The organism is Hyphococcus sp. (genome assembly GCF_041986965.1).
Taxonomy (GTDB): domain Bacteria; phylum Pseudomonadota; class Alphaproteobacteria; order Caulobacterales; family Parvularculaceae; genus Hyphococcus.
The window spans coordinates 1,708,038-1,734,034 of the sequence record NZ_JBHIXB010000001.1 but is presented as its reverse complement, the minus strand read 5'-3'; the positions used below and the strand labels follow the sequence as shown (position 1 = coordinate 1,734,034).

The window sequence follows — 25,997 nt, the reverse complement described above, 5'->3', positions numbered from 1 at the left end:
AATCACTCCCACCAGTAGGGCGGGCGCTTGCGCGTTCCGGTCACTTCTTCATTCAGTGTTGCGGCATCGTACAGACGCCCGTTCAGCATGACGTGGCTGATGTCATCCGTGTTCTGAATATCGTCGAGCGGATTGGCGTCGAGAATGATGAGATCGGCGAGCTTGCCGGGCTCCAGCGATCCGATATCCCTCGAAAAGCCGAGCGCCTTCGCCGGCGTGATGGTCGCCGTCTTCAGCGCTTCGAGCGGGCTCATGCCGCCGCGGGCGAAGGACCACATCTCCCAATGGGAGGCGAGCCCCTCTTCCTGACCATGGGCGCCGATAGAAACCATGACGCCGCGGTCTGAGAGCATCTTCGCGGTCCGCGCGCTCACCTGATCCACATAGTCTTCCTCCGGCGCTTTTTCGCGGCGCGCGGAACTCGCGGCGAGAAAGCCTGTCGGCGCATGTTTCGACAGGATTGGGTGCAGCCACACATCCGTCGCCTGACGCCAGTAAGGATCGCCCGCCGGTCCGCCATAGGTGACGACAAGGGTCGGCGTATAGGCGACTTTCGTTTGCTCCCAGAAACTCAGAACGTCTTCATAGAGCATGGCCACCGGCACATTGTGTTCGATCGTTGTATTGCCGTCGGCGATCAGCGACATGTCCATATGAAAGAGCGAGCCGCCTTCCGGCACCACGGCGACATTTTCGTTGCTGGCGGCGATTGCAACCTGCTGGCGCTGTTCGCGGCGCGGCTGGTTGTAGTTCTTGATGGAATGCGCGCCCTGGGCTTTCAGGCGCCGCACATGAGCAAGCGCATCGTCATAGCTGTCGATGACTGCGTAAACGCTCGGCGCCTTGGCCCCGTAGACAACCTCGCCCGTGGAATAAATCCGCGGCGCCAGAATCTCTCCCGCCCGCTGATATTCCGAGGCTGAGAAAATATGACTCGCGGAGCTCGACGGGTCGTGGATCGTCGTCACCCCGAGCGCCAGATGCGCCATCACCGACCAGTTCTGTTCCGGGATGATGTCATCGGTCCCCTGGGGTCCGTGCGCATGAGCGTCGATGAGGCCGGGCATGATCGTCTTGCCGGAAAGATCGACCGTCGGCGTTCCCGCCGGATAGGTCAGCGCGGCGGAAGACCCCACCGCCGATATGCGATTGTTCTCCACCAGAATGACGCCGTTCTCGATGACGCCGCCATCCTCCTCCGCCATGGTGATGATCCGCGCGCCCACAAGCGCGACAGTTCCCGACGGCTTGTCCGCCGTGAAGGTCATGGTGAGGTTTACGCCCTCTGACGGCGCTTCATAGGAAGCCGCGTCTTCATCATCCTCGCCCTTCGGCGCGGCGGGCGTCAGCTCGGCGACGGAGGCGGAATAAAGCGTCGGCCCAAGAGTCCAGTTCAGGCGCCCGCGTGACCAGTTGAGATAGGTCGCGCCGTCGCCGCTCGCTTTCGTCACCGGCAAGGCGGACGCCATCCGCCCGGCGCCGACTTCCTGCGGGCCCGGCGTCATGGGCATCACAAAGGCGCTGTAGTTTTCGACAAAGGCGAGATGCCTGCCGTCATGGGAAGCTTCGAACTCGGTGATGAGATCGCCCGCCGCATGGGTGCGTTCTTCATTGCCGTTGAGATTGACACTGACGAGCATGCCTTTGTCGCCGTCGAAGCGCGTCATGAAAATGCGGTCATTGGCGGCGGCGAAATGCGGGTTCGACCCGTCGTCGGTGACTTTCGTCATGGCGCCGCCGCCCGCCGGCACAGTGTAAACGCCCGGCGCTTCAGACCATTCTTTCTTGGTCAGATACCCGCCCTCGCCTTTCTCAAACACGACAGTGCGGCCATCGGGCGAAAAGCGCGGCCGGCGATAATGCCCCGGCTCGCGCGTGACAACGCGGCCCGCCCCACCGCCGGCGCTGGTGACGCGAATGGCGCCGAGCCCCTCATCCGTCCACGCCACATAGGCAATGCGCGATCCGTCATAGGACCATGACGGGAACAGCTCGAACCCGTCGCGCGTGTTGGTCAGCCGGCGCGGCGCGCCATTAGGCAAGGTCTTGATGTAAAGCTTGCCGAGCGATTCAAACACCGCGCGCTTGCCGTCCGGCGACACGGACGCAAAACGCGGCATATGCGTCTGGAAACTGTCCGGCGCGACATCCACTTCAGGGCGCGGCGGATCGATAACAGCGCGCGTATCGCTCACATGGAACGGAATTTCAGCAACCGCACCCGTGGCGACATTGATGCGGCGGATCTTGCCGCCGGCCCAGAACACAAGGCTCTTTGAATCCGGCGTCCAGTCCATATTCGGATAGGCGCCCTGCACCGCCCATGTTTCCTGCATATCCTGATCGAGATCGTCATAGATTTTACGCTCCGCACCCGAAGCGAGATCTTTGACATAGAGCTTCGACTGGGTGCGCTCGCGCCTGACAAAAGCGATGGATTTTCCGTCAGGGGACGGCGCGGCGCGCACGGCGCCGCCAAGCCCCGACACGGCGGTCGTGATTTCGCCTGTGGCCATCTCGTAGCGATTGATGTGGAAAAGGTCGCCGTTGGAATCCTGCGCGTAGATAAAGGTCGAGCCGGGCGTGATGTTCTGCGAATAATAAATATATTTTCCGTCTGCGGAGAAAATCGGCTCGCCGAGTTCCTTCTGATGAGTCTCACTCGGTTTTTTGACGAGCGGCACGCCGTCGCCGCCGGAAATATGATACAGCCAGATCTCACCGACGCCGGCCGAACGCTGTGTCGTGTAATGTTTGCGCGCCGCGAGATATTGCCCGTCCGCAGACCACGTCGCGTTGTTCAACAGCCGGAAATTTTCCTTCGTCACAGCCCGTTTGTCGGAGCCGTCCGCATTCATGATCCAGATATTGTCGCCGCCGCCGCGGTCGGATGTGAAAGCGATTTTTTCTCCATCCGGCGAAAATCGCGGCTGCATCTCCCAGGCCAGGCCGCTGGCGATATTGCGCGCCTCGCCGCCGCTCATGGGGATTGTGTAAACATCGCCAAGAAGGTCGAAAGCGATGGTCCGCCCGTCCGGGCTGACATCGAGGCTCATCCAGGTGCCTTCGCGCACATCGAGTTGTACGTCCCGCGTCGGCAATGGCGGCGCCGAGACATCCCACTTTTCTTGCTTTTTGTCTTCGCCCTCCACATCCTGTGCGGCGACAGCGAAAGGCGCGAGCGCGACGGCTGCGAACAGCCAGATCTTTTTCTTCATTGAATGACCCCGGAATGATTCCCTCGAAAGGATCAGCCTAGGGCGTTGAAGCCGCGCGCGACAACCCTAACAGGGCGCAAGAAGCGCAGCCTGCGGCGCAAAAAGCTCACTTCATGGTAAGCAGCTCGTTAACCCACTGCGGCACGACTTCTGTCGCGGGGCCGTAGCGGGCGTCCGTGAAGAGATGCGCATTTTCCGATGGCTCCAGATTGAGCTCCATGGCCGGCACGCCGAGCGCCCGCGCCTCAGCCACGAACCCCGCCGCTGGATAGACAGACCCCGAGGTGCCGATAGAAACAAAAAGCTCGGCGCCCATAATGGCGTCCGCAGCCTCTTCCATGTGCCGCGGCATCTCTCCGAACCAGACAACATGAGGCCGCATGCCCCCGGCGCGATTACAGACACCGCAAACGCTATCGAGGGAAAGATCTTCCCAGCAATCGATCACGGCGGCGCAGGACGCGCATTCGGCTTTCAACAACTCGCCATGCATATGTAAAATATGTTGCGTCCCGCCGCGCTCATGAAGGTCGTCGACATTCTGCGTGACGAGGGTCAGGCGCCCGCCTCTTTCCACCAGTCCCTTTTCAAGATCGGCCAACGCCCTGTGCGCGGCGTTTGGATTGACTGACGGCAAGGCGCGGCGGCGCGCATTGTAGAACTCATGCACCAGCGCCGGATTGGCGGCGAAGCCTTCAGGCGTCGCCACCTCTCTGTAATCATATTTCGCCCATACACCGTCCGCATCGCGAAAGGTGGCGACGCCGGACTCCGCCGATATGCCGGAGCCCGTCAGGACGACAATGTTTTTTGGCGCAGGCAATCTCTATTCGCCGAAGTAACGCGCAAGCCCCATCAGATAATCTTTCTTGCCAATATCGAGCCCTAAATGGCGCAGAATGAGATAGGCCGCCGTTACATGGAAATAGAGATTGGGCATGATCCATTCATGCGCGAAAGCTTCGCGCGGCATTGTGACCTTGCGGTCCGGTCCCATGGGCACCGTGATGTCCGCCGTCGGATTGGCGTCAAGCGCCGCAAGGTCCAGCGCTTTCACGATGGCGCTCGCGCGTTCAAGGCGCGCGCGCAGCTCGGCGAAGGTCGTCTCGTCATCGGCGAAGCTTGGAAGTTCGGCGCCGGCAAGCCGGGACAGGCCGCGCGCCGGGATTTCCGTAGCAAATCGAACCTGCGTCACCAGTGGAAACATGTCCGGCGCAACGCGCCAGTTCAGATAGACGCTCTCCTCCACTTTTGTTTCCTCACAGCGCTCCACGGCCTTGACGAGAAGATGGTCAAGCGCGGTGAACATGTTATGGACGGCGGGAATAACGGAAGACGAAATTGTCGTTGTCATGGAGATGTCCTGGGGTTTGTCCTGATTGACGGGCGCAGTGCGTCTTGCACAGACCGGCAGTTTAGGCGATCAATGCCAGCAGACAAAAGCCCTCCCGGCGAAGCGCGCAAAAACGTGACATGAAAAACGTCCTCTTTGTCTGCCTTGGCAATATCTGCCGCTCACCGGCGGCGGAGGGCGTCTTGCGCGCCAAGGCCAAGGAACGCGGGATCGACGTCACCATCGACAGCGCCGGCACCGGCGGCTGGCATGCGGGCGACCCGCCCGATGCGCGCATGGCCAAGGCCGCGTCCAAACGCGGGGTCGACATCGCCTATCAGCGCGCCCGGCAGGTCGATCTTTCTGATTTTTACCAGTTCGACTATGTGCTCGCGATGGATCTGTCGAACCATTCAGACCTTCTTGAAATGGCGCCGCCGAACCGCACTTGCGATATTCGTTTGTTTTTAGACTTCGCCGATTGCGAGACGCGCGAAACCCCCGATCCCTATTATGGCGGGACCGACGGTTTTGAGCACGTGCTCGATCTGATCGAGCAAGGGGCTGAAGGATTTCTCGATCACCTTGAAGACGAAAGCGCGTAGCTCGCCTCGATTTCATAAACGCTCGTCGTATTCCCAAGCTTCGATGAATAGAGGTGAAAGTCCTCCACCGGAAAAGGCCCGCAGGAAAAAAGTCCGTGCTGCGCGGCGTAACTTTCGGCCTCATGCAGTGTTGTGCCCTTGAGATAAGCAAGCGTCACATGGGGCTTGAATTTGCGTTTTTCGAGATTGAAACCGGCCCGGCGCAGCGCCGTCTCCACTTTCGCCTGTAGATGCAACAGCGCCGGCGCCGCATCGGCTCCGGCCCACAGGGAATGAGGTTTCTTGTCGCCGAATGTGCCGATCCCCGCCAGGCGCAAGTCAAAGGACGGTGCGTCTATGTCCGCCAGAGCGTCGAGCGCCGCGTTAAAACCATGCCGGTCCGCCTCGCCGATAAAGGCAAGCGTCAGGTGAAAGTTCTCGACCGGGCGCCAGCGCGCGCCCTCAACGCCGTATTGCAGCGTGGTGAGGGCGTCAGCGACAATCTCAGGCAGGGAAAGAGCGACAAACAGACGGTGCATGATTGAACAGGATCGGTTTAATATGTTTCCGCATAACAGCTTTCGCCCTGAAATCGAATATGAAGTCGAATATTTACCCACAAACATGACCGACGGCCCGAAACTTCTCTGCCTTGGCTATGGCTACACCGCCCGCGCTTTCGCGGCGCTGAAGCGCGCCGAAGGCTGGCGCATTGCAGGCACCACCACCTCCCCTGAAAAAGTAGCGGCGATGAAAGGGGATGGCGTTGAGGCGCATGTCTGGAGCGGCGGCGGCTTCGACGCGTCATGGCTCGACAGCGTTGACGCCATCCTTGTCTCGACCCCGCCCGGCGATGCGGGATGTCCCGCCTTCAACGCGGCGTCGGCGGCCATTGCGGAACGTGCAAAACAATTTCGCTGGATAGGCTATCTCTCCACCAACGGCGTCTATGGCGATTATGACGGCGCCTGGGTGAGCGAAGAAAGCGATCTGCGCGCCACAAGCCCCCGCGCCTTGCGCCGCATCGAAGCGGAACAAACCTGGCTCGCGCTTGCGGAGGCAAATAACCTGCCGCTCATCGTTTTTCGCCTGCCGGGAATTTACGGCCCCGGGCACTCTGCGATCGACACCGTGCGCGCGGGCAAGGCGAAACGCATCTACAAAGAAGGTCAGGTTTTCTCGCGCATGCATGTAGACGACATCGCCGCCGCACTCGCCGCGAGTATGGAAAAGCCGCAGACACATCATCTCTACAATCTCGCCGACGACGAACCGGCGCCGCCGCAGGATGTCATTGAATATGCCTGCGCCTTGTTGGGCGTCGACCCGCCGCCGCTTGTCGCCATTGAAGATGCGGATCTTTCACCGATGGCGAAAAGTTTTTATGCGGACAACAAGCGCGTATCCAATCAGCGATTGAAAGACGCGCTTGGGATCAGCCTGAAATATCCGACCTATCGTGAGGGGCTGAAAGCCATCCTCGCGGCGGAGAAAGAGGCGCTTTAGGCGCCGTCCTCATCATCCATCATATCGTCATCGGCAGGCGCTTCTTCGACGGCGTCTTCATTCCATTCGTAGATGCCGGTGATAAAACAGCGATTGGTGAAACCCGGGCTGTCCCTGACGATAATAACGTCGCCCTTGGTTACACAACCGCCCGCAGGGCTGCTGTCGAGACCGATGCTGAGCGCCGAGCGCAAGGTGCTCGACCGGCAATTTCCGGAAAGCTCCGTGTAATACCAGTCGTTCACCCCCTTCTCCAACAGGACGACATTGTCGACGCCCTTGAGGTCTTTCCAGCCGTTGATCGTGCTGCCGAAACAGATGCGATTGACCTTTTCCCCGATGCGCGGATCGGGGCCGTCCTGTTCCTCACCCTCATGATGACTGGCGCATGCGGCCCCGGTCATCAGAGCGGCGCCGGCGATTACTGACAGAAGCTGTTTCATGAAGTCCCTCCACTTGTCGTCGCGCCCAGCACGCTAACGCGTAACATGAAACACGATTGCAAGGTTCCACACAAATGCGCGAGCGCCGCCCATGATGAACCACCATGGCGAAAATAAACGAATGCAGTCAGACAGTTGCGCTTTAGGAGGCAATCATATTGGGGTAAGCGACTTTGTAGAAGCTTTTCAGCAAGCGGAAGACTTCCTCGCCACGGCCTTCATTGTGCAGCGCTTCAAGCGACGTTCTGGTCAAATCGAAGGCGGCCCCCGGCGCACGCGGCGTCGTCAGTTTTGGGCAGCCCATAGACCAGTCCGGAAAATGCCGCTCTGAAATGGGCGTGCGAAAAAGATCGATAATCTGGCGATGACGCGGATCGGCGGCAATCCGGGCGTAAGTCGCATCGAGCGCGTCTTTGGGCCCTTCAAGGGCCTGAATGAAGTTGCCTTCGGCGAATAACAGCACGCCGGTCAGCCCGCGCTGAGCATTGTTGCACCGGGAAACCTCGAGGATCCCCTCAAGATCGGGCGCGGCCCGCTGCGCAGCGCTCGTATATACAACGACTTCCATGGTTCCACCTCCGGGCTTGCCTCATCCGGACTTGGTAGTTTTTCTACCCGTCTAGCCTGATCAGGATAGCGCGGAGGACTTGATAAGCAGTTGACGGCGCGTCCATTTACGAGGGGACATAAAGAAATCTTTATATGTCTCTTGCCGCCCTATCGCGCCCCTGTTATAGCGCCGCCATACTTCTATTAGCAGATCAGGGAATCATCGACATGACCGCGCCCGCGCATCACGATTATCACGTCAAAGACATCAACCTCGCGGATTTCGGCCGCCGGGAGATCGAGATCGCCGAAACCGAAATGCCGGGCCTGATGGCGACGCGCGAAGAATACGGCAAAGCGCAGCCGCTTAAAGGCGCACGCATCGCCGGCTCCCTGCACATGACCATCCAGACCGCCGTTCTGATCGAGACATTGAAAGAACTTGGCGCGGATGTGCGCTGGTGCTCGTGCAATATCTACTCAACGCAAGATCACGCAGCGGCCGCCATCGCCGCCGCCGGCACGCCGGTCTTCGCGTTCAAGGGTGAAAGCCTCGAAGAATATTGGGACCTCGCCGACAAGATTTTCGAATGGCCCAATGGCGAGACCGCCAACATGATCCTCGACGACGGCGGCGACGCGACGCTGCTCGTTCTGCTCGGCGCTGATGCGGAGAAAGATCCGTCGCTCCTTGATAATCCGTCCAATGAGGAAGAGACCGCGCTGTTCGACACGATCAAGCGCCGCCTCGCCAAACAGCCGAACTGGTACTCCACCGTCAAAGCCAACATCCAGGGCGTGACAGAAGAAACCACCACCGGCGTGTTGCGCCTTTATCAGCGCCAGAAAAAAGGCCAGCTTCCGTTCCCGGCGATCAACGTCAACGACTCCGTGACAAAATCCAAGTTCGACAACAAATACGGCTGTAAAGAATCGCTCGTCGACGGCATCCGCCGCGGCACCGATGTGATGATGGCCGGCAAGGTCGCGCTCGTCGCCGGTTATGGCGATGTGGGCAAAGGCTCCGCCGCGTCGCTTCAAGGCGCCGGCGCGCGCGTCATGGTCACCGAGATTGATCCGATCTGCGCATTGCAGGCCGCGATGGACGGTTTTGAAGTTGTGACCATGGAAGAAGGCTGTCCGCGCGCTGACATCGTCATCACGTCGACAGGCAACAAGGACGTGCTCACCGTCGATCACATGCGTCTTCTCAAAGACATGGCGATCGTCGGCAATATCGGTCACTTCGACAACGAGATTCAGGTCGAAGGCCTGAAAAACTTCAAATGGGCGAACGTCAAGGATCAGGTGGACATGATCACCTTCCCTGACGGCAAGCGCATGCTGCTTCTTAGCCAAGGCCGCCTGTTGAATCTCGGCAACGCGACGGGGCACCCGTCTTTCGTGATGTCGGCGTCCTTCACCAACCAGACGCTGGCGCAGATCGAACTCTGGACCAAGGGCGACGAGTACAAGAACGAAGTCTATGTCCTGCCCAAGCATCTCGACGAGAAAGTCGCCGCGCTGCACCTCGCCAAGGTCGGCGCTCAGCTGAGCAAGCTTTCCAAGGAGCAGGCCGACTATATCGGCGTTGACGTCAACGGCCCCTATAAGTCGGATCATTACCGCTACTAAATTTTCAAACGCTATTGCTTTACTTGGAAATGCGGATCAGATGGGCCCATCTGATCCGCATTTCATTTTCACCGGCATATTTGCGTAAGCTTGGGGTGATAATCCGCCATTGACGCCATATACGAGCATTTGGCGGAATCCATGTTTTCCTGGTTCTCATAGTTTGTGACATTCGGGCGAAGCAAAGAAGCCGCCGATGCCAGTCAAAAACGCCGTCGGAGTTACAGCTCTGTTGAGCTGTCGTGACCATTTCCATATTTTCGAGGCTCTCTATGATCGCGCATCTATGAGCCGACATTCATATCTCTTGGGCGCATGGCCCCTCTGGAAGAGCATCATGGCAGTGCTGTTCTTCCTGTTGTGTCTGCAAGCTGTGCAGCCAGCGAAAGCCTATGACGCCAAATGGCGGCAAGGCGATTCCAATGAATGGTCCTCAACCGAACTGGATGATTCGAATTGGGCCGACCTTAATGACTTCCCCGGAGCGCCAAACGGCCCCTTCTGGATACGCTACAAACTCGCCCTTGATGCTGCGGCCGTCCATCCGGCCAATCAAGTGCTGAGTTGCGAAGGCGTCGGCGCGTTCGAAGTTTATTTCGATGGCGCTTTGCTGGGCTATTCCGGACGTGTTGGCGGCGCTGGCGTTCCGGAAAGGCCGGGCGCCTTGAAGTTTGCTGTCAGCGTTCCCGCAGCCTTTCTGTCGCCGGGAGAACATTTGGTTGCGCTGCGCGCCTCCGCTGCGCGACTGCGGTCGCCAACCGATTTTCGAGTTTCGTGTGATCTGAAAAACAGCAGCGACCATTTCGGCGCCATCGTCTTTAGCGTGCTGTTGCTTGGGTTTTCCGGGGCCGCCTCGGTCATTTTGTGGTTTTACTTCATGCACGCCTTGCCTTCCGGCCGGCAGCGCGCGAGCTCACTGGCTGCACTAAGCGTCGCGATCGCTACAACCATTCTCGCCACGACCGAGGCTGCATTTCAAACCGGCATCACGAACTACACTCAAGTGAGGATGAGCGACCTTGTCGCCTTGATTTCGGCTTTGGCGATATATTTCGCGCTTCCGACTTCATTGCTGTTGCGTCTGGGCATTTCATATAAAAGGCGCTGGCTTCTGGGCGTTGGCGCACTTTTGACGCTATCGCTCATTCCATGGCCTGACCGTTCTTTCGACCACGATGCGCGTGCTTTTCTTTTATTGTGTGTCTTTTGCGCCGTCATGTGCCTTACAGCAAAGCGGGCGGTAATTTTTCAGGCGCGCATATTTACACTCGTTTTCATAATCTGCTTTGCCGGAATTTTTGTCGATCCGCAAAACTTATATGTGTTTCTGGTAATGCTGGCTGTGTTCTTGTCCGCCAGCCTTGTCGATCATCTGCGCACACAAGAATTGCAGGCCAAGCAAGCGGAGGTAACGGCCGCCCGGCTTGAAGCGGATCTCATACGCCGAAACATTCAACCCCATTTTCTGATGAACTCTCTCACCGTGGTCAGCGAATGGATCGAAACCTCCCCCTCCAACGCCTTGAAGTTCATCAATGGTCTGGCGAAAGAGTTTCGGCTTCTCGCTTCTCATTCGGAGAAAAAGTTAATTCCTCTGCAGGACGAATTGACCCTCTGCCGCACGCATCTTGAACTTATGGGAATGCGTCACAGCCGCAAGTTCGAACTTGCGACAGAGGGATTGGCTGGAGATGAGCAATCACCCCCGGGGCTGTTCCATACGCTCATTGAGAATGCTTTCTCTCACAACCGCTATAAGGATGATCTGGTTACATTCACCCTGATCAAGCACCGTGAGAAAGGACGAATCCGGTTCGAATTCAGAGCGCCGCTAGGGCAAAAAACCAGACATGCTGAATCTTCTACAGGTGCGGGCTTGCGATATGTTCGGTCCCGACTTGAAGAAAGTTACTCGCGTCGATGGACGCTGAACTCATACCATCAGGGCGACTACTGGGTCACAGATATTCGCATTGCCGCGCAATGACGATATAGTCGTCTAATGAAAGTACTTTCGATTGAAGATGAGCCCGTTATCATAGAACGCCTCGAACGCATGACGACGGCGTTGCTCGGCGAGAAACTTACATTGTTCAAGGCGTTTGAGTCGGTTGACGACGCGCTCGATCAAGCCAATGTCAGCGAATATGATCTCTATCTCCTAGACCTCAATTTGCATGGCGCCGACGGATTTGAGTTTTTACGTACGTTCACTTCATATGCCGGACAGACTATCATCATCTCCGCCTATAAAGAAAAAGCAGCGCTCGCTTTTGATTATGGCGTTATCGATTTTGTCGCCAAACCGTTCGACCAGAAAAGACTGGCCTTGGCGTATGATCGTTATTTCAACACGTCTACACGTAAGCATTTCCCGCGCTTCCTGTCATTTCGCAATCACGGAAAAACAACTGTCGCGCCGCTGGAACAGGTCGTCTCAATCGCCGGCGCTGATAAATATTCCGAGGTGACTTTGAAAACAGGAGAGACTTTGCTCCACGACAAGTCACTGCAACAACTGAACGATGTTTTGCCCAGCAATTTTGAACGAATACATAAGTCTCATATTGTCTGCTGGGATCAAATAGAAGCAATTGAGACACAGGCCGGCAGCCGATATTTTGTCAAAATGACCACAGGACAAAAACTGCCGGTTAGCCGTTCCCGTTACAAAGAAATCCGGAAACGGCTGATTTAAGCCAACGTCTGAGACTCTAAAGTTTAAGCCGCAGACCTAGACCAAAAGTGTAAGCGTCATAGTCAACATCAACGTCGCCAGACCCGGCGGATCCTTGAAGCGTCATCGTCGTGTTGAACACTTTGAAGTAGCGAAGATCTGTAAAGATCGAAAGACGATCCGAAAGACCGACGTCAAGCCCGACCACGCCTTGCGCCGCAAGACTTGTGGCGCTTTCGTCCAACAAATTCGCCCCGTCCGAAATGTCCGAAGACAACCGAGCAACGCCGAGACCGCCTCCAACATAGGGTGTAAATCTCGACGCGTTCTCAAAATCCACAAAGCCGTTCGCCATGAGGCTGAGCGCCGCGACACCTTTTCCCGCAACTGCTGCGCCAGCGCCGTTTACGGTATACATGCGGATGTCGCCGCCGCCGCGCCACGCCGTTTCACCCTCAAGGCGAAGATTTATGGCGCCTGCTTTAAACGCCCTTCCGATTGCTCCGGACCCGTAAATCCCGTTGTGAAGCTCGAAATCAACGGCAAGTCCCGGAGCGCTAATTTCTTCACGCTCCACCGCCCGAACGCCGAGTTGGCCCGAAACATACCACGCGTCTTCTTTTGCATAGGCGCCTTGCCCGCCCGCCAGCGCCACGCACACAGCGAGTATCGATAGACCCTTCAACATCATTTTCTCCTTCAACCTGTTGAAACTGTCCCGGGCGTATCGCCGGCTTTAAGGGCGCGACAGCGTGAGCTCGTGAACGGCTCAGGACAGACGTGACTTGCTCAAATTGAAGGAAAAGAACTTGCTACAAATGTCGCAACACGCTAGTGTGCGACTAGTGTAGCACGGGGGCGTGCTAGTGATCGAGTGGCTGAAAACGCCTTCCGTCAAATCAGTAGCCGCGCCGGTAATGCGAAAAACCGGCTTCCACTTTTCGCCCGGCGCTCGGGCGGGCTCTCTATTGAGCCAGAGCATGAAAGGAATGCGCTATGTTCTTGATAAGATGGATTGTTGGGATGCCGATGGCCGCACTGATCACAGCGGGCCTTTTCTTCATGATGGCGCAACTCATCAAGGACCGGAATGAGCCGCTGCCCCCGGCCAAGCCCAGTCTGAGCCTGAAAATCACACCGCAGACAAAAGAAACCGACCCCTATGAAATCAAGCCGCCAACAAAAGTTCTTAAGGAAACACCGCCGGAAACAGAGTTTGAGTTTTCCCCGGTTGACCGCGTCGGCGGAACGCGGATCGACCCGGCGCCGTTCGAGATTGAGCGCACTCCGCCGACCGACAATGGCGTCATGGCCGGGCCGACGATCAAGGTGCCGCCCGCCTATCCGGAAAATTGCCGCTCGCGCGGGATTGAGGGCGCGGTCACAGTCGAGTTCGACGTGACGCCGGAAGACAATGTGGTCAATGCACGGGTGATCTCGGCGCCCCATGGCTGTTTCCGGCGCACGGTCCTGAAAGCCGTCTCCGGCTGGAAATATCCGCCGGCCTCTAATGGCGGCATGCGCTACGGCGTCATCGAGCGGTTCAATTTTCAGTTGCAGGAATAACGGTTTAGGGGCCGTAAACCTGTTGAAAACTTCATCGAAAGTGCGGCCCCAATTCGATGTTTTGCCCTAGTCGCATCAAACGAACACAGTACATATTGTGCAGCTCAACAGTCAGTGACGCAAAATATCGCGAATCTGTGTATTCAGCGATTTGGGGAGAGCCCATAACGCTGTTACTGGCGCGACGGCGAGCAGGTGCGTGAATGCGGCGATACGCGAAGTTCTTGATGGCGGGCTCGACCCTTTCCGGGGTTTTCGGCCTGTCTGGCGCATTCGCCCAAAGCGCTCCCGAAGCTGTAGAAACTTCCGGCGGCGCGCTCTCTTTCCTTTCAGGCGTTGATCCCCTTGTTGCTGGCGCGGCAGGCGCTGTTGGCCTCGCTGTGGCGGCGGTTGTCTGGGCGCTCCGGGTTTCAGCCGCGACGCGCCATCAGTCGCTGCACTGGTCCGACACGCTGGCGGAAATGGAGGCGCGGCTCGAAAAAGCGGACTCTGTTCTCTCGGCCCACCCCGGCCTCGTCCTCGTTTGGGAAGACGACACGGACAGTTTAAGCGCCGGATGGGGCGAACCGAAAATTCTCGGCGGACCGGCCGCCCTCGCCTCGCTGCTGTCCTTTTCCAAGGAAGGCGAAAACGCCAAGACCGCGCCCGTCGACCGGCTCTTGAATGCGCTTGGCGCCCTGCCGCTTCAGGATGACGATGCGGAAAAGCCGGAACCTTTGCACGACAAGATCGCCAATCTGCGCGCCCATGGCGTTGCCTTCTCCGGCAATGTGGTCACCGCGGACGGCCGCTCCATCGAAGTCGACGGCCGCGTCGCCGGCGGACAGGTGGCGCTCTGGATCACCGACCCGGCTGTGCGCATGGCGGAAGACGGCGCCGTCATCGGCGCCTTCCGTGAGCGCGCCGTCGACCTGCACGGGGCCCACGCCCTTCTTGAGCGTTCGCCAACGCCCGCCTGGCGGCGCAATGCAGATCTGCAACTCGTCTGGGTGAACCGCGCCTATGCCGATGTGGTCGAGGCGCCGAACGCCGCCGACGTCATCAAGCAACAGATCGAGCTCGACAACTCCATCAGGAAACTCGCCTCCACCGCCGCGTCCGAGCGCAAGGCCAATGAAGGCCGCGCCGTGATCAACTCGCGCGGCGAACGGCGTGTCTTCCGGATTGTTGAAACGCCGCTTCACGGCTCGGGCGATGCAGCCCTTGGCGGCGTCGCCATCGACGTCACCGAACTCGACAAGGCGAAATCCGATCTCAAACAGCAGATTGAGGCGAACCAGCGCACGCTCGACCAGATCCAGACGGCCGTCGCGATTTTCGGCGCCAGCCAGAATCTCATCTACTACAATCGCGCCTTTCAGGAGCTGTGGTCCCTCGACGACGCCGAGCTTTCAGGCCGTGTCTATCACGGCGAAGTGCTCGACCATCTGCGCATGAAAGGCCGCCTGCCCGAACCTTCCGACTATGACGAATGGAAGGAACAGCAGCTTGCTCTTTATACGGAAGGTCTCGCCGAACCCGGCGCCGAACGCCTGGGCGGCGCGCCGGACGAGATCTGGCGCCTGCCTGACGGCCGCACGCTCCGCGTCGGTCGCCTCCGGCATCCGCTCGGCGGCGTGATGCTCGCCTTTGAGGACATCACTGAAAAGATTTCGCTCGAGGCGCAGTTCAACACCCAGATCAAGGTGCAAAAGGCGACGCTCAACAATCTCGCCGAGGGCGTCGCCGTGTTCGGCGGCGACGGAAAGCTCAGGCTTTACAACAAGGCGTTCCAGAAGCTCTGGCGGCTTGATGCGCGCCATCTCGACGCTGAGCCCCATATCGACGCCATTCTCGACGGACTGAAAAAGCTTGCACGCGAGGCTGACGCCTCTTTCGATGCGCTGCGCCGCTCTATCGTCTCTAAGGCCCATGAAGACCGTCAGACTTACGAGTTCCGCGAAATCCGCCTTGCGGATGGACGCACGATTGCGATTGGCGCGGAGCCCCTGCCCGACGGCGCGACGCTCGCCCATTTCATCGACGTCACGGATTCCAAAGAGCGCGAGAAGGAACTGAAGGAGCGCAATGCGATCCTTGAAAATGCGGATCGCCTCAAATCGAAATTCGTCGATCACGTATCCTATCAATTGCGCACGCCGCTCTCGACCATCATCGGCTTTTCAGAAATGCTCGACGGTCAGATGTTCGGCGTTCTCAACGATCGCCAGAAAGATTACATCGCGTCGATCCTGTCCGCGTCTTATCATCTGCGCGATCTCATCACCGACATTATCGATCTTGCCGCGATTGACGCCGGTCAGCTCGATGTAAAATTCCAGAAAACCGACATCCGCAAGCTTCTTGAAAGCGCCGCGACCTTCGCAGCGCTCAAAGCCGAAGACACCCAGGTCGCGCTCAAGGTCGATTGCCCCAAGGATATCGGCGAGGCGGAGCTGGATGAAAAGCGCATCAAACAGGTGCTGTTCAATCTCCTGTCCAACGCCTTCGCCTATACAGGGCCCGGCGGCGCGGTCACCATCGGCGCGCAGCGCGTGGGCAAGGCGGTGAAGATCTGGGTTTCCGACACGGGCCGCGGCCTGTCGCCGACGGATCAGGCGCGCGCCTTTGACGCCTTTGAAAGCCGCGGCCCCTCGGCAGGCGCCGGGCTCGGCCTCGCCCTCGTCGAACGCTTCGTGAAGCTTCACAATGGCTGGGTGCGCATGGAGTCCAAGGAAGGGCAAGGTGCGGTTGTGACCTGCTTCCTGCCTGAACCGGTCGCCGGCAATGAAGCGGCGGCGCCCGGCGACAAGGGCGAGCCCGAAAAAGCCCCCGACGCCACAGCCAAAAAGAAACCGGCCCGCAAACGCGCCAAGGCCCGCCGCACCGGCGAAGCCCCGGCCCGGCCGCAAGCCGCTGAATAGACAGCCCAATAGGCGGCCCAATATGTAGCATTGGCGGCGATTGTCGCTTTTTTTGACTTAGCCCCTTTTTCGCCGCGTTCCCGGCGCTAGAGTGCGCGCCATGTTGGCAACCCTCTTTCTTCTTCTCGCCGCGCCGGCGGAAACACTGAGCCCGCGCTATGCGGACTGCATCACTCTGATCGAAGCGGATCTGGAGCTTGGGCGCATCGCCGCGCAGCAATGGGTGGGCGAAGGCGGCGGCGCGGAAGCGCGACATTGCCTTTCCGTCGCCGATCTCAGAGCAGGATTCCCGAAACTTGCGGCGCTGCGCCTTGAAGAGATCGCGCAGCGCAATGACGCGGGCGATGATTATGTGCGCGCACGGCTTTTGTCTCAGGCGGCGAACGCCTGGCTAGAAGGCGAAGAACCCGATCGCGCCGAAACCGCGCTCAATCAGGCGCTTGCGCTCGTGCCCGACAGCGCAGAGTTGCAACTCACCGCCGCCAAAGTCTACGCCGCGCAGAACCGCTGGCCGGAAGTCGTAACCGCTGTTTCAACGGCTGAAGACGGCTCGTTCGTCAGTGCGGAAACTTATGTGCTGCGCGGCAAGGGCCGTTTTATTGTCGGCGCCTACGAAGATGCGGCGCAAGACGTTGTCGCCGCCCTCACCCTCGACCCCACCAATATCGATGCGCTCGTACTACGCGGCGATCTCGCACAGGTGGGAATCAGCATCGACGTTTTTCTGGAGCCGGCGCCGCAAGAATAAGCTGGCTTTTGGCGTTTCCACCTCGACGCGCGGGGAAAATCAGCCCACAGCCTTTCCCGGAGAGGCTTGTTAACCTTTGGTTAAGGATTGTTGCCTCCGATGGGTTAACAAGAGGTTGGGCGAAAGGTCGGCGCCATGACAAGCGCATCATTGCAGGGCGAATCGGTTCGCGAACTCCAGGAGCGCGTTGCGCGCGAAGCCGGCGCGCCGCGCCAGCGCCGCAATCCGGGAATTTCCCGCGCCGCGCGCCTCAACCTCATCGACATTCTCTCACGCTGGAGCGGACCGGGCCTCGCGCTCGTCGCCGGCGTCGCTGTCTATCTCGCCATTATGGCGGGCCGCACCTATCCGGGGCGCGCAACCGCCTGGGCGCTGATGATGCTCGGGGCGCTTTGGGTGACGCGCCGCCTCAGAAGCGATTTTCGCGCCGGCGGGCGTCTCACCTCGCGGCCTTTCCGCTGGCGGGCGTCCTTTACGGCCAGCCTCAGCGTTCTTGGCGTTATACTCGCCTCGGCCCCTATTCTCCTGGCGCCGGCCGGCGCCTCCGCCGCTTTCGGGGTCCAGATTCTCGCCCTCACCGTCATCGCCTCTTTCGTCACGGCGCTGATGCTCTCGGCGCATCTGCCGAGCGCCGCGGCGCTGGCGCTTCCGGGCGCTGCTTTTGCGGTGCTGACGGGCCTTCGCGCGGGCGACGCCGGACTTCTTGGCGGCGGCGTCGCCATATCGCTGCTTAGCATTTCCGGGCTCTATCTCGCCAATCGGTATCTCGAAAAGTCTGCGGCGAAGCGCTATCCGCGCACATCCTTGCTCCGCCGCGAAGTGGAGCGCCGCGCAGGGTCCGCCGTCGCGGCGCCGGGAACCCACCACGCCGCGCAAGCCTGATCGCGCACTCGACATCTTATCGTATTTTTAACACTCTATTTAGCTGCTGCAGCATTTTGTGCAGCGCTGCAGGCGTTATATCGCAGCAGCGTGATTTCACGCGGTTTTCGTTAGACATTTTCAAAGCCTTCACGTTATGACGGCGAAAAATTCTGATCGCAAAGGACGCGATATGCCTGAGGGCTTTATCACCGACACAGACAGCCGAATCCTCGAAGACGTCATTGCCCTGGCCGAGAAGAAAAAGGCTGGCGATATTGATGAAAACGGCGTGCTGGCGCCCGCTTTCAAAAGCTATCTCGAGCAACTCGTTCTCTACGCCACCGGCGAAGACAAAATCTGGACCGAGCCGCAAGCGCTGCTCAATCGCGCGAGCGCCGCATGGAAACATGCGCAGACACGAAAGCCCGACGAAAGCAGAGTTTCTCTGCGCATCGAGGAAGGAAAAAGCTGGACCGAACGGCGCATGGTCCTCGACATCGTCACCGACGACAAACCGTTTCTCGTTGACTCAATTTCCGCAGCGCTCGCCGATCACGGCAAGCCGGTGAGTTTTTTCTCCAACGCTGTTGTCGCCGTGGCGCGCGATGCAAAAGGCAAGCGCGACCCGAAGGCGCCCCAGGCGAGCTTCCGGGAATCCATGATCCATGTGGAAATGGATCCGCCGGTTGCAGAGAACGAACTCGAGGCGCTGCATGATGAGATCGGCGCTGTCCTGAATGATGTCGCCATCGCGGTCGAGGATTGGGAGCCCATGCGCGCGCGCCTCGGCGCGTGCATCGCCCAGCTCGAACGCTCGCGCCTTCCCGGCGTCAAACCCGATGAACAACGCGAGGCCGTGCAATTCCTGAAATGGCTTTGGGATAATCGCTTCGCCTTTCTGGGCGTGCGCCATTTCGACAAGGTCGGTGAAGGCGACGACATCCAGCTCGCCGTCGATGCTGACAGGGATCTCGGCATTTTAAGAGCGCCGGAACGTCAGGTTCTGCAATCGACGTTCCAGCCGGACGGCAAGCTGTCCCCCGCAGTCGCCTCCTTCCTTGCCTCGAAAGAGCCTATCCTGGTCGCCAAATCGAGCACCAAATCGCTCATCCACCGCCGCGTCTATATGGACTATGTCGCGGTCAAGAATTTCGCGCCCGACGGGACCGCCATCGGCGAAGATCTGTTTGTCGGCCTGTTCACTGCTGAAGCCTATAACCGCCCGGCGTCAGACATTCCGCTTGTGCGCGCCAAAGTACATGCGGTCCTTGAGAATACCGCCTTCACGCCCGGTGGGCACAACGAAAAAGCGCTCGTCAACATTCTTGAATCCTGTCCGCGCGACGAGCTGTTTCAGGTCGATGTCGAAACGCTGACAGAAATGGCGCTTGGCATTTTGCGCCTGTACAAGCGCCCGCGCGTCAAGCTATTCATGCGCCGCGACCGCTTCGACCGGTTTATCTCGGCCATGCTGTTTGTGCCGCGTGATCGCTTCAATTCCGAAGTCCGTGAACGCACGGCGCAATTGCTGGCGGAGACGTTTGACGGGCGCGTTCTTTCCTTCACCCCGTTCTTCGGCGACGCGGCTTTGGTGCGGGTTCATTACATTATCGGCATTAAGCCCGGCGCGCCGGAAGGCCCCGGCATGGGCGAGCTCACCTGGCAGGTGCGCCAGATCTGCCGCAACTGGAATGACGGGCTTCTCGAGGCGATGCGCGAGGCTCATGACGGCGCAACGCCGGCGGCGCTTTACGCCAAATATGAAAAAGCGTTTGACGCCGGGTATCGCGAGCGCACCTCGCCCAAGGGAACGCTTTACGACATTGATGCGCTGGAACGGCTCGAGAACGAGCCGATGGTTGTCCGCGCCTATAGAAGGCCGGATGACAGCGACAAAACGGTGCGCATCAAGATTTACAAGCGCGGCGCGCCGATGACGCTGTCGAAGCTGATCCCGACCATCGAAAATCTCGGCCTCAGCGTGCTGCAGGAAGCAAGCTATCAGGTCTCGCCCTACGGCAAAAAGAAAGACTGCTGGATTCACGACTTCATGACGGAACAATCCGGCGGGCAGCAAGTCGCGCTGGATGAGGTCAGGGAAGCGTTCGAAGAAACCATCCTCGCCGTTCTCGAAGAGCGCACCGAGGATGACGGCTTTAACGAGCTGGTGCTGACCGCCGGCGTCAACTGGCGAGAAGCGTGGCTTCTGCGCGCCGCCGCGAAACACCACATGCAGGCCGGTTTCGCTTATTCGCAAAGCTACATTCAAGAAGCGCTTGGAAATCATCCGGCCATTGCGCGATTGTTGATCACCGCCTTCCATGCGCGCTTCAATCCGGACGGGCCGTCAAACGCTGACGCCCGGATCAAGGACGTCGAAGCCGCCGACGCGGCCATCGAAGACGCTCTCAACAATGTTGCAAGCCTCGATGAAGACCGGATCATTCGCCGTTACCGCACGCTCTTTGCAGCGATCACGCGCACGAATTATTACCAGCGCCTCGCCGACGGCTCGGCCAAAACCTATATCTCCTTCAAGGTCGACAGTTCGAAAGTCGCGGAGATTCCCGAACCCAAACCTTATCGTGAAATCTTCGTCTCCGGCCCACGGGTCGACGGCGTCCATTTGCGTTTCGGTCCGGTCGCGCGCGGCGGTCTTCGCTGGTCCGACCGCCGTGAAGATTTCCGCACCGAAGTGCTGGGCCTCGTGAAGGCGCAGCGCGTGAAGAACGCAGTGATCGTGCCCACCGGCTCAAAAGGCGGATTCTATCCGAAACAATTGCCGCCGGGCGGCGACCGCGCCGCGATCTATGAAGAAGGCCGCGAAGCCTACAAGGTGTTTATTCGCGGGCTCCTCGATCTCACCGACAACATCGTCGGCGGAGAGCCGAAGTCGCCGCCGCGCATTGTCCGCTGGGACGATCCCGACCCTTATCTCGTCGTCGCCGCCGACAAAGGCACCGCCGCTTTCTCAGATACGGCGAACGCCATTTCGGAAGAATACGGCTTCTGGCTCGGCGACGCCTTCGCGTCTGGCGGATCGGCCGGTTACGACCACAAAGTCATGGGCATCACCGCCCGCGGCGGCTGGGAAGCGGTAAAGCGCCACTTCCGCGAGATCGGCAAAGATATTCAAACCGAACCTTTCACCGCAGCAGGCGTCGGCGATATGTCCGGCGACGTTTTCGGCAATGGCATGCTGTTGTCGCAACAGACAAAGCTTGTCGCCGCTTTCGACCATCGCGATATTTTCATCGACCCCGATCCCGATCCGGCGAAATCCTGGGCCGAGCGCAAACGGCTTTTCGACCTGCCGCGCACATCCTGGCAGGACTACGACAAGAAACTGATTTCCAAGGGTGGCGGCGTCTTCTCGCGCGCAGCGAAGTCGATCCCGCTGACGCCGGAAATTAAAAAGCTCCTCAATATTTCGAACAAAGAGCTGGCGCCAAACGAGCTTATCCGCGCAATCCTGAAAGCGCCGGTGGAGCTGTTCTGGCTCGGCGGCATTGGCACCTATTTCAAAGCCGAGGATGAAGAAAACTGGCGTGTCGGCGACCGCGCCAATGACGCCGTCCGGATCGACGCCAGCGACATGTGCATGAGCGTGGTCGGCGAAGGCGCCAATCTCGGTCTTACCCAGCTTGCGCGCATCGAATATGCGCGGGACGGCGGGCGCATTAACACCGACGCCATCGACAACTCCGCAGGCGTCGACTCGTCCGACCATGAGGTCAACATCAAGATCCTTCTGTCTAACGCCATCGAGCATGGCGAGTTAAAGCGCGAGGAGCGCAACGATCTTCTTGCGTCCATGACCGAAGATGTGGCGGAACATGTCCTGCGCCACAATTACGACCAGACCCGCGCCATCACACAGATGGAAAAATCGGCGCCCGCCGATCTCGACGTCTATGCGCGCTTTATGACGACACTTGAACGTGAAGGCCGTCTTGACCGGGCGATCGAATATCTGCCCGATGCGGAGCGGCTCGCCGCTATGCGCCAGCACGGGCTCGGGCCGACGCGTCCGGACCTCGCTGTCCTCCTCGCCTACGCCAAGATGTGGCTCTTTGACGAACTCGCAAAATCGGAAAGCATGGACGACCCGCTTTTCGAGCGCGAGCTGGTGGCCTATTTCCCGGAAGCCCTGCAGCAATATGGGCATGCCATGGTCACCCACCAGCTGCGCCGGGAAATCATCGCAACGCGGCTCTCCAATGAAATTGTCGACACCTGCGGCGTCAGCTTCGTGCAACGCGCGGCGGAAACGAGCGGCGTCGATTTCGCTACAATCACCCTTGCTTATGAAGCGGTGCGGCGCATTTTCAATCTCAATGATTTCGCCGCCGCCGTCGACGCGCTCGACAATGCCGCGCCGGCGTCGCTGCAAACGGGTCTCTATCTGGAAGCGTCGCGTCTGCTGCGTGAGCAAACATTCCACCTTCTCGGTGACCAGGACGCGAAGGAAAGGCTCTCACGCAACGGCCTGAACGCCGTCGTCGACCAATATGAAGCGGCAGTCGCGGAGTTCAAAACCGCGCTTCCCAACATTTTACCCGAGGAGGCGGCGGCGGCGCTCGAAGACCGCCGGCAAGCCTGGATCAACGACACCGCGCCCAAAGACCTCGCTGGTGAAGCGGCGGCGATTCCGGCGCTCGAATTCGCCTTCGACATCGTCAATCTGGCCGCCGAAACCGGGTGGTCAAATCCCGGCGTCGGCGGCGTCTTCTTCGCCGTCGGCCGTCTCTTTAATATCGACGCCATGCGCGACAAGGCGCGGCGCGAACCGCCGGCCGATCATTTCGACAGGATCGCCATCCGCCAGATCATCGAGGACCTCACCGCCAGCCAGCGCGTGTTGACGACGCGCGTGATCGCCGCTGCCGGCGCCGAACCAAAAGGCGCGCCGGCGAAATGGACCGAGAAAGTCATCGAGAAATGGTCGGCGACCGCCGAGGACGCCATCGCGCTTTATAATGAGTCGACGGCGTCTCTCGATCTGACAGGCCCTGTCAGCGTCGGCAAGTTCTCGCTGTTCACCCGCAGGCTCGATGAGCTTGCAGCGAATACGGCGCGGTAAGATTAGTGCCTGAAATGCCGTGCGCCGGTGAAGACCATGGCGAGCCCGGCTTCATCCGCCGCCTTGATGACGTCTTCATCGCGCATGGACCCGCCCGGCTGAATGACCGCGGTCGCGCCCGCTTCCGCCGCCGCAAGCAATCCATCCGCAAACGGAAAGAACGCGTCTGAGGCGACGACCGAGCCTTTGGCGAGGCTTTCGCTCCCGCCTGAGGATTTGGCGGCGTCTTCGGCCTTGCGCGCGGCGATACGGGATGAATCGAGGCGGCTCATCTGTCCGGCGCCGATGCCGACCGTCGCGCCTTCTTTCGCATAAACAATAGCGTTCGATTTTACATGTTTGGCGACTTTAAATGCGAAGAGCATGTCGATGAGTTCCTGATCCGTCGGCGCGCGCTTGGTGACGACTTTCAAGTCGTCCTGCGTCACGACTTTTGAATCGCGCGATTGAACGAGGAACCCGCCTGCGAGCGGTTTGACGGTGAGGCCCGGCGCGTCCGGCGCGGGCAGGCCCCCGGCGATGAGCAACCGCAAATTCTTTTTGGCCGCAAAGGCGGCGACAGCAGCCTCATCGGCCTCGGGTGCGATGACGACTTCGGTGAAGGTCTCAATGATCTTTTCCGCCAGTGAACCCGTCAGTTTCTGGTTCAAGGCGACAATGCCGCCAAACGCCGACACCGGATCGCATCTGAGCGCAGCGAGATAAGCGTCCATCATGTCCGCGCCGGTCGCCACGCCGCAGGGGTTTGCGTGCTTGATGATGGCGACCGCAGGCTTTTCGCTCCCGAACTCGCCGATCAGTTCATAAGCGGCGTCGGTGTCGTTCAAATTGTTATAGGAAAGGTCCTTGCCCTGCACCTGACGCGCGGTCGCGACGCCGGGGCGCTTGTCGCCGGTCTTGTAGAACGCTGCGTCCTGATGCGGGTTCTCCCCGTAACGCAGAACGTCGTCGAGGCGCCCCGTCATGGAAAAGTCTTTCGGGAAAGTTTCGTCCAACTGGACGGCGAACCACCGCGAGATTGCGGAATCGTAAGCGGCGGTTTTGGAAAAAGCCTTCATGGCAAGACGCTGTTTCGTTTCGTCTTTGAGCGCGCCCTCTGCTTCGACCTCGCCAAGCACAGTTTCGTAGTCGGCTGGATCCGTGACGACGCCGACAAAACGATGGTTCTTCGCCGCAGCGCGGATCATCGCCGGACCGCCAATGTCGATATTCTCAATGCACTCGGCGAAGTCGCCGCCCTTCGCCACGGTTTCTTCAAAGGGATAGAGATTGACGATCAACAACTCGATTCCATCAATGCCGTGATCGCGCATGGACTTCAGATGTCCTTCATCGTCGCGCAATGCGAGAAGCCCGCCATGCACGCGCGGATGCAGCGTCTTGATGCGCCCGTCCATCATTTCGGGAAACTCGGTGATCTCGGAAACATCGGAAACGTCGAGCCCCGCCTCGCGCAGCGCCTTCGCCGTTCCGCCGGTGGAGACAAGATCGACGCCCGCGCCCGCAAGGCGTTTGGCGAAATCCACAATCCCGGTCTTGTCGGAAACGGAAATCAGCGCGCGGCGCACCGGCGTTTTATCGGCCATCGGAGTCATCCCTGTTACCACAGGCGCCGCCTTAACGCCGGGGCGCCCCAAGGGCAAGGCTATGGCTAGGTTCAGCGGGAAATTTAGCGATTCGACTGGTTCGGCGAATGCGCCGCGGCGCCATTCAGCGCGTTGAATTCCGGCACCAGATGATGGACCGCCTCGTCAAGGGACGCCTGCTCGCCGCGCAGCGCCGCATCAATCACGTCAGACAGCCGGGGATTGAGGAGCGGCAGGTCGATCATCGCCGGCGAAGCAAGCAAAACGCCCTCCGCGCCGGTCTTCACGAGGGCGTCGGTGTCGAGGAAGATTTCCTCAAACAGCTTTTCGCCGGGCCGCAGCCCCGTAAATTTGATTTCAATGTCTTTGCCGGGCGTCAGGCCGTAAGCCTCGATCATGCGTTTGGCGAAATCGAGAATCTTCACCGGCTCGCCCATATCCAAAACAAAGACGCGGCCGTCATGGGTGACGATGGTGTTCTCCGCCACGTCGAGGCTCGACGCCAGCAGCACAAGCTGGATCGCTTCGCGCGTGGTCATGAAATAGCGGATGATTTCAGGATGGGTCACGGTAATCGGACCGCCCCGCTCAATCTGGCGCGTGAAGAGCGGCGCAACAGAGCCGGTCGATCCCAACACATTTCCGAAACGCACTGTGACAAAGCGTGTGTCGTTCTGCGCGACGTCGAGCGCTTGGGCATAAAGCTCGGCGATGCGTTTCGTCGCGCCCATAAAGCTTGTCGGGTTCACCGCCTTGTCGGTGGAGATAAACACAACCGACTCCGCTTCATGCTCCATCGCGGCGTCGAAAACATTTTTCGCGCCGAGTACATTTGTCAGGGCGCCGGCGCAGCGGTTTTCCTCGACGATGGGCACATGTTTGAACGCAGCTGCGTGAAGAACGACGTCAGGCTCAGCGCGCTCAAATACGCGCTTCAAATGTTCGGCGCGGCAGACATCGGTGAGCTCGGATTTGATAATGCCGCCATGGCCCGCTTCTTTCAGCTCAAGATCAATCTGATAGAGCGCGAATTCCGCGTTATCGACAAGCGTCAGGCGCGCCGGCTCAAACGAAACAATCTGGCGGCAGAGTTCTGATCCGATGGTGCCGCCAGCGCCAGTGACGAGAATGCTTTTGCCCGCCATCATTTTTTTGGCGGCTTTGAGGTCGATCTTGCGCGGCGCCCGCGGCAGGAGATTAGCGATGTCGACGGTCTGTCCCGGGCGGAGCCGTGTCCGCTCCGAGCCCAAAAACGCCCGCACTGTCTCCACTATTCCCGGCATCGCCCGCGCCCGCTCCCGT

The 25,997-nt window shown here is 59.4% G+C and carries 19 protein-coding genes; 10 read left to right on the top strand and 9 right to left on the bottom strand.

Going from position 1 to position 25,997, the window contains the following annotated elements; translation table 11 throughout:
• Positions 1-2 precede the first annotated feature (2 nt).
• The 3 genes from ACFC5L_RS08570 to ACFC5L_RS08560 all read right to left on the bottom strand — a co-directional run bounded on the left by ACFC5L_RS08570 (position 3) and on the right by ACFC5L_RS08560 (position 4,572).
• Positions 3-3,218, bottom strand: coding sequence for an amidohydrolase family protein (locus tag ACFC5L_RS08570; protein WP_375204165.1), 3,216 nt, complete (start codon positions 3,216-3,218; stop codon positions 3-5).
• A 106-nt stretch (positions 3,219-3,324) separates the two neighbouring features.
• A complete protein-coding gene (locus ACFC5L_RS08565) occupies positions 3,325-4,041 on the bottom strand; it encodes an NAD-dependent deacylase (RefSeq protein ID WP_375204166.1) in 717 nt (238 codons plus the stop codon).
• 3 nt (positions 4,042-4,044) lie between these two features.
• Entirely contained in the window at positions 4,045-4,572 is a 528-nt protein-coding gene (locus tag ACFC5L_RS08560; RefSeq protein WP_375204167.1) for a DUF1993 domain-containing protein, read from the bottom strand.
• 119 nt (positions 4,573-4,691) lie between these two features.
• Between ACFC5L_RS08560 and ACFC5L_RS08555 the strand changes: the two genes are divergently transcribed.
• A complete protein-coding gene (locus ACFC5L_RS08555; protein ID WP_375204168.1) occupies positions 4,692-5,156 on the top strand; it encodes a low molecular weight protein-tyrosine-phosphatase in 465 nt (154 codons plus the stop codon).
• Here the strand turns inward: ACFC5L_RS08555 and thpR are convergent.
• Positions 5,132-5,674, bottom strand: a complete 543-nt coding sequence (gene thpR, locus ACFC5L_RS08550) for an RNA 2',3'-cyclic phosphodiesterase (RefSeq protein WP_375204169.1) — start codon at positions 5,672-5,674, stop codon at positions 5,132-5,134. The two genes, ACFC5L_RS08555 and thpR, sit on opposite strands and share 25 nt — an antisense overlap.
• Here thpR and ACFC5L_RS08545 point away from each other — a divergent pair.
• A complete protein-coding gene (locus tag ACFC5L_RS08545) occupies positions 5,673-6,641 on the top strand; it encodes an SDR family oxidoreductase (RefSeq protein ID WP_375204170.1) in 969 nt (322 codons plus the stop codon). The genes thpR and ACFC5L_RS08545 overlap by 2 nt on opposite strands.
• Here the strand turns inward: ACFC5L_RS08545 and ACFC5L_RS08540 are convergent.
• Both ACFC5L_RS08540 and ACFC5L_RS08535 read right to left on the bottom strand, forming a co-directional pair.
• Complete coding sequence (locus tag ACFC5L_RS08540; protein ID WP_375204171.1) at positions 6,638-7,084, bottom strand: DUF6491 family protein; 447 nt, start codon at positions 7,082-7,084, stop codon at positions 6,638-6,640. The genes ACFC5L_RS08545 and ACFC5L_RS08540 overlap by 4 nt on opposite strands.
• A gap of 142 nt (positions 7,085-7,226) precedes the next feature.
• A complete protein-coding gene (locus ACFC5L_RS08535; RefSeq protein WP_375204172.1) occupies positions 7,227-7,652 on the bottom strand; it encodes a BLUF domain-containing protein in 426 nt (141 codons plus the stop codon).
• A 209-nt stretch (positions 7,653-7,861) separates the two neighbouring features.
• Here ACFC5L_RS08535 and ahcY point away from each other — a divergent pair, with 209 nt between their 5' ends.
• The 3 genes from ahcY (at position 7,862) to ACFC5L_RS08520 (ending at position 11,966) form a co-directional block, all read left to right on the top strand.
• On the top strand, positions 7,862-9,268 hold the full coding sequence (gene ahcY / locus ACFC5L_RS08530) for an adenosylhomocysteinase (protein WP_375204173.1): 1,407 nt from the start codon (positions 7,862-7,864) through the stop codon (positions 9,266-9,268).
• 337 nt (positions 9,269-9,605) lie between these two features.
• Entirely contained in the window at positions 9,606-11,255 is a 1,650-nt protein-coding gene (locus ACFC5L_RS08525) for a sensor histidine kinase (protein WP_375204174.1), read from the top strand.
• 15 nt (positions 11,256-11,270) lie between these two features.
• On the top strand, positions 11,271-11,966 hold the full coding sequence (locus tag ACFC5L_RS08520) for a LytR/AlgR family response regulator transcription factor (RefSeq protein WP_375204175.1): 696 nt from the start codon (positions 11,271-11,273) through the stop codon (positions 11,964-11,966).
• A gap of 16 nt (positions 11,967-11,982) precedes the next feature.
• Here ACFC5L_RS08520 and ACFC5L_RS08515 read toward each other — a convergent pair whose 3' ends face one another.
• On the bottom strand, positions 11,983-12,636 hold the full coding sequence (locus ACFC5L_RS08515; RefSeq protein WP_375204176.1) for an outer membrane protein: 654 nt from the start codon (positions 12,634-12,636) through the stop codon (positions 11,983-11,985).
• Between the two features lie 332 nt (positions 12,637-12,968).
• On the opposite strand from ACFC5L_RS08515, the gene ACFC5L_RS08510 reads away from it, so the two are divergent.
• The 5 genes from ACFC5L_RS08510 (at position 12,969) to ACFC5L_RS08490 (ending at position 23,109) form a co-directional block, all read left to right on the top strand.
• A complete protein-coding gene (locus tag ACFC5L_RS08510) occupies positions 12,969-13,511 on the top strand; it encodes an energy transducer TonB (RefSeq protein ID WP_375204177.1) in 543 nt (180 codons plus the stop codon).
• 203 nt (positions 13,512-13,714) lie between these two features.
• On the top strand, positions 13,715-16,414 hold the full coding sequence (locus ACFC5L_RS08505) for a sensor histidine kinase (RefSeq protein WP_375204178.1): 2,700 nt from the start codon (positions 13,715-13,717) through the stop codon (positions 16,412-16,414).
• A gap of 100 nt (positions 16,415-16,514) precedes the next feature.
• A complete protein-coding gene (locus ACFC5L_RS08500) occupies positions 16,515-17,162 on the top strand; it encodes a hypothetical protein (protein WP_375204179.1) in 648 nt (215 codons plus the stop codon).
• 135 nt (positions 17,163-17,297) lie between these two features.
• A complete protein-coding gene (locus tag ACFC5L_RS08495) occupies positions 17,298-18,044 on the top strand; it encodes a hypothetical protein (RefSeq protein ID WP_375204180.1) in 747 nt (248 codons plus the stop codon).
• A gap of 172 nt (positions 18,045-18,216) precedes the next feature.
• The gene (locus ACFC5L_RS08490) at positions 18,217-23,109 is read left to right on the top strand and encodes an NAD-glutamate dehydrogenase (protein ID WP_375204181.1); all 4,893 of its coding nucleotides are present in this window, start codon (positions 18,217-18,219) and stop codon (positions 23,107-23,109) included.
• Positions 23,110-23,111: 2 nt separating this feature from the next.
• On the opposite strand, the gene purH is transcribed toward ACFC5L_RS08490, so the two are convergent.
• Together purH and ACFC5L_RS08480 are read right to left on the bottom strand one after the other, a co-directional pair.
• Positions 23,112-24,704 carry a bifunctional phosphoribosylaminoimidazolecarboxamide formyltransferase/IMP cyclohydrolase gene (purH, locus tag ACFC5L_RS08485; protein WP_375204182.1) on the bottom strand — a complete coding sequence of 531 codons (1,593 nt, stop codon included), beginning with the start codon at positions 24,702-24,704 and terminating at the stop codon, positions 23,112-23,114.
• A 74-nt stretch (positions 24,705-24,778) separates the two neighbouring features.
• Positions 24,779-25,978 (bottom strand): UDP-N-acetylglucosamine 4,6-dehydratase family protein, encoded by a 1,200-nt coding sequence (locus ACFC5L_RS08480; RefSeq protein ID WP_375204183.1) that lies wholly within the window; start codon positions 25,976-25,978, stop codon positions 24,779-24,781.
• Positions 25,979-25,997: the final 19 nt, after the last annotated feature.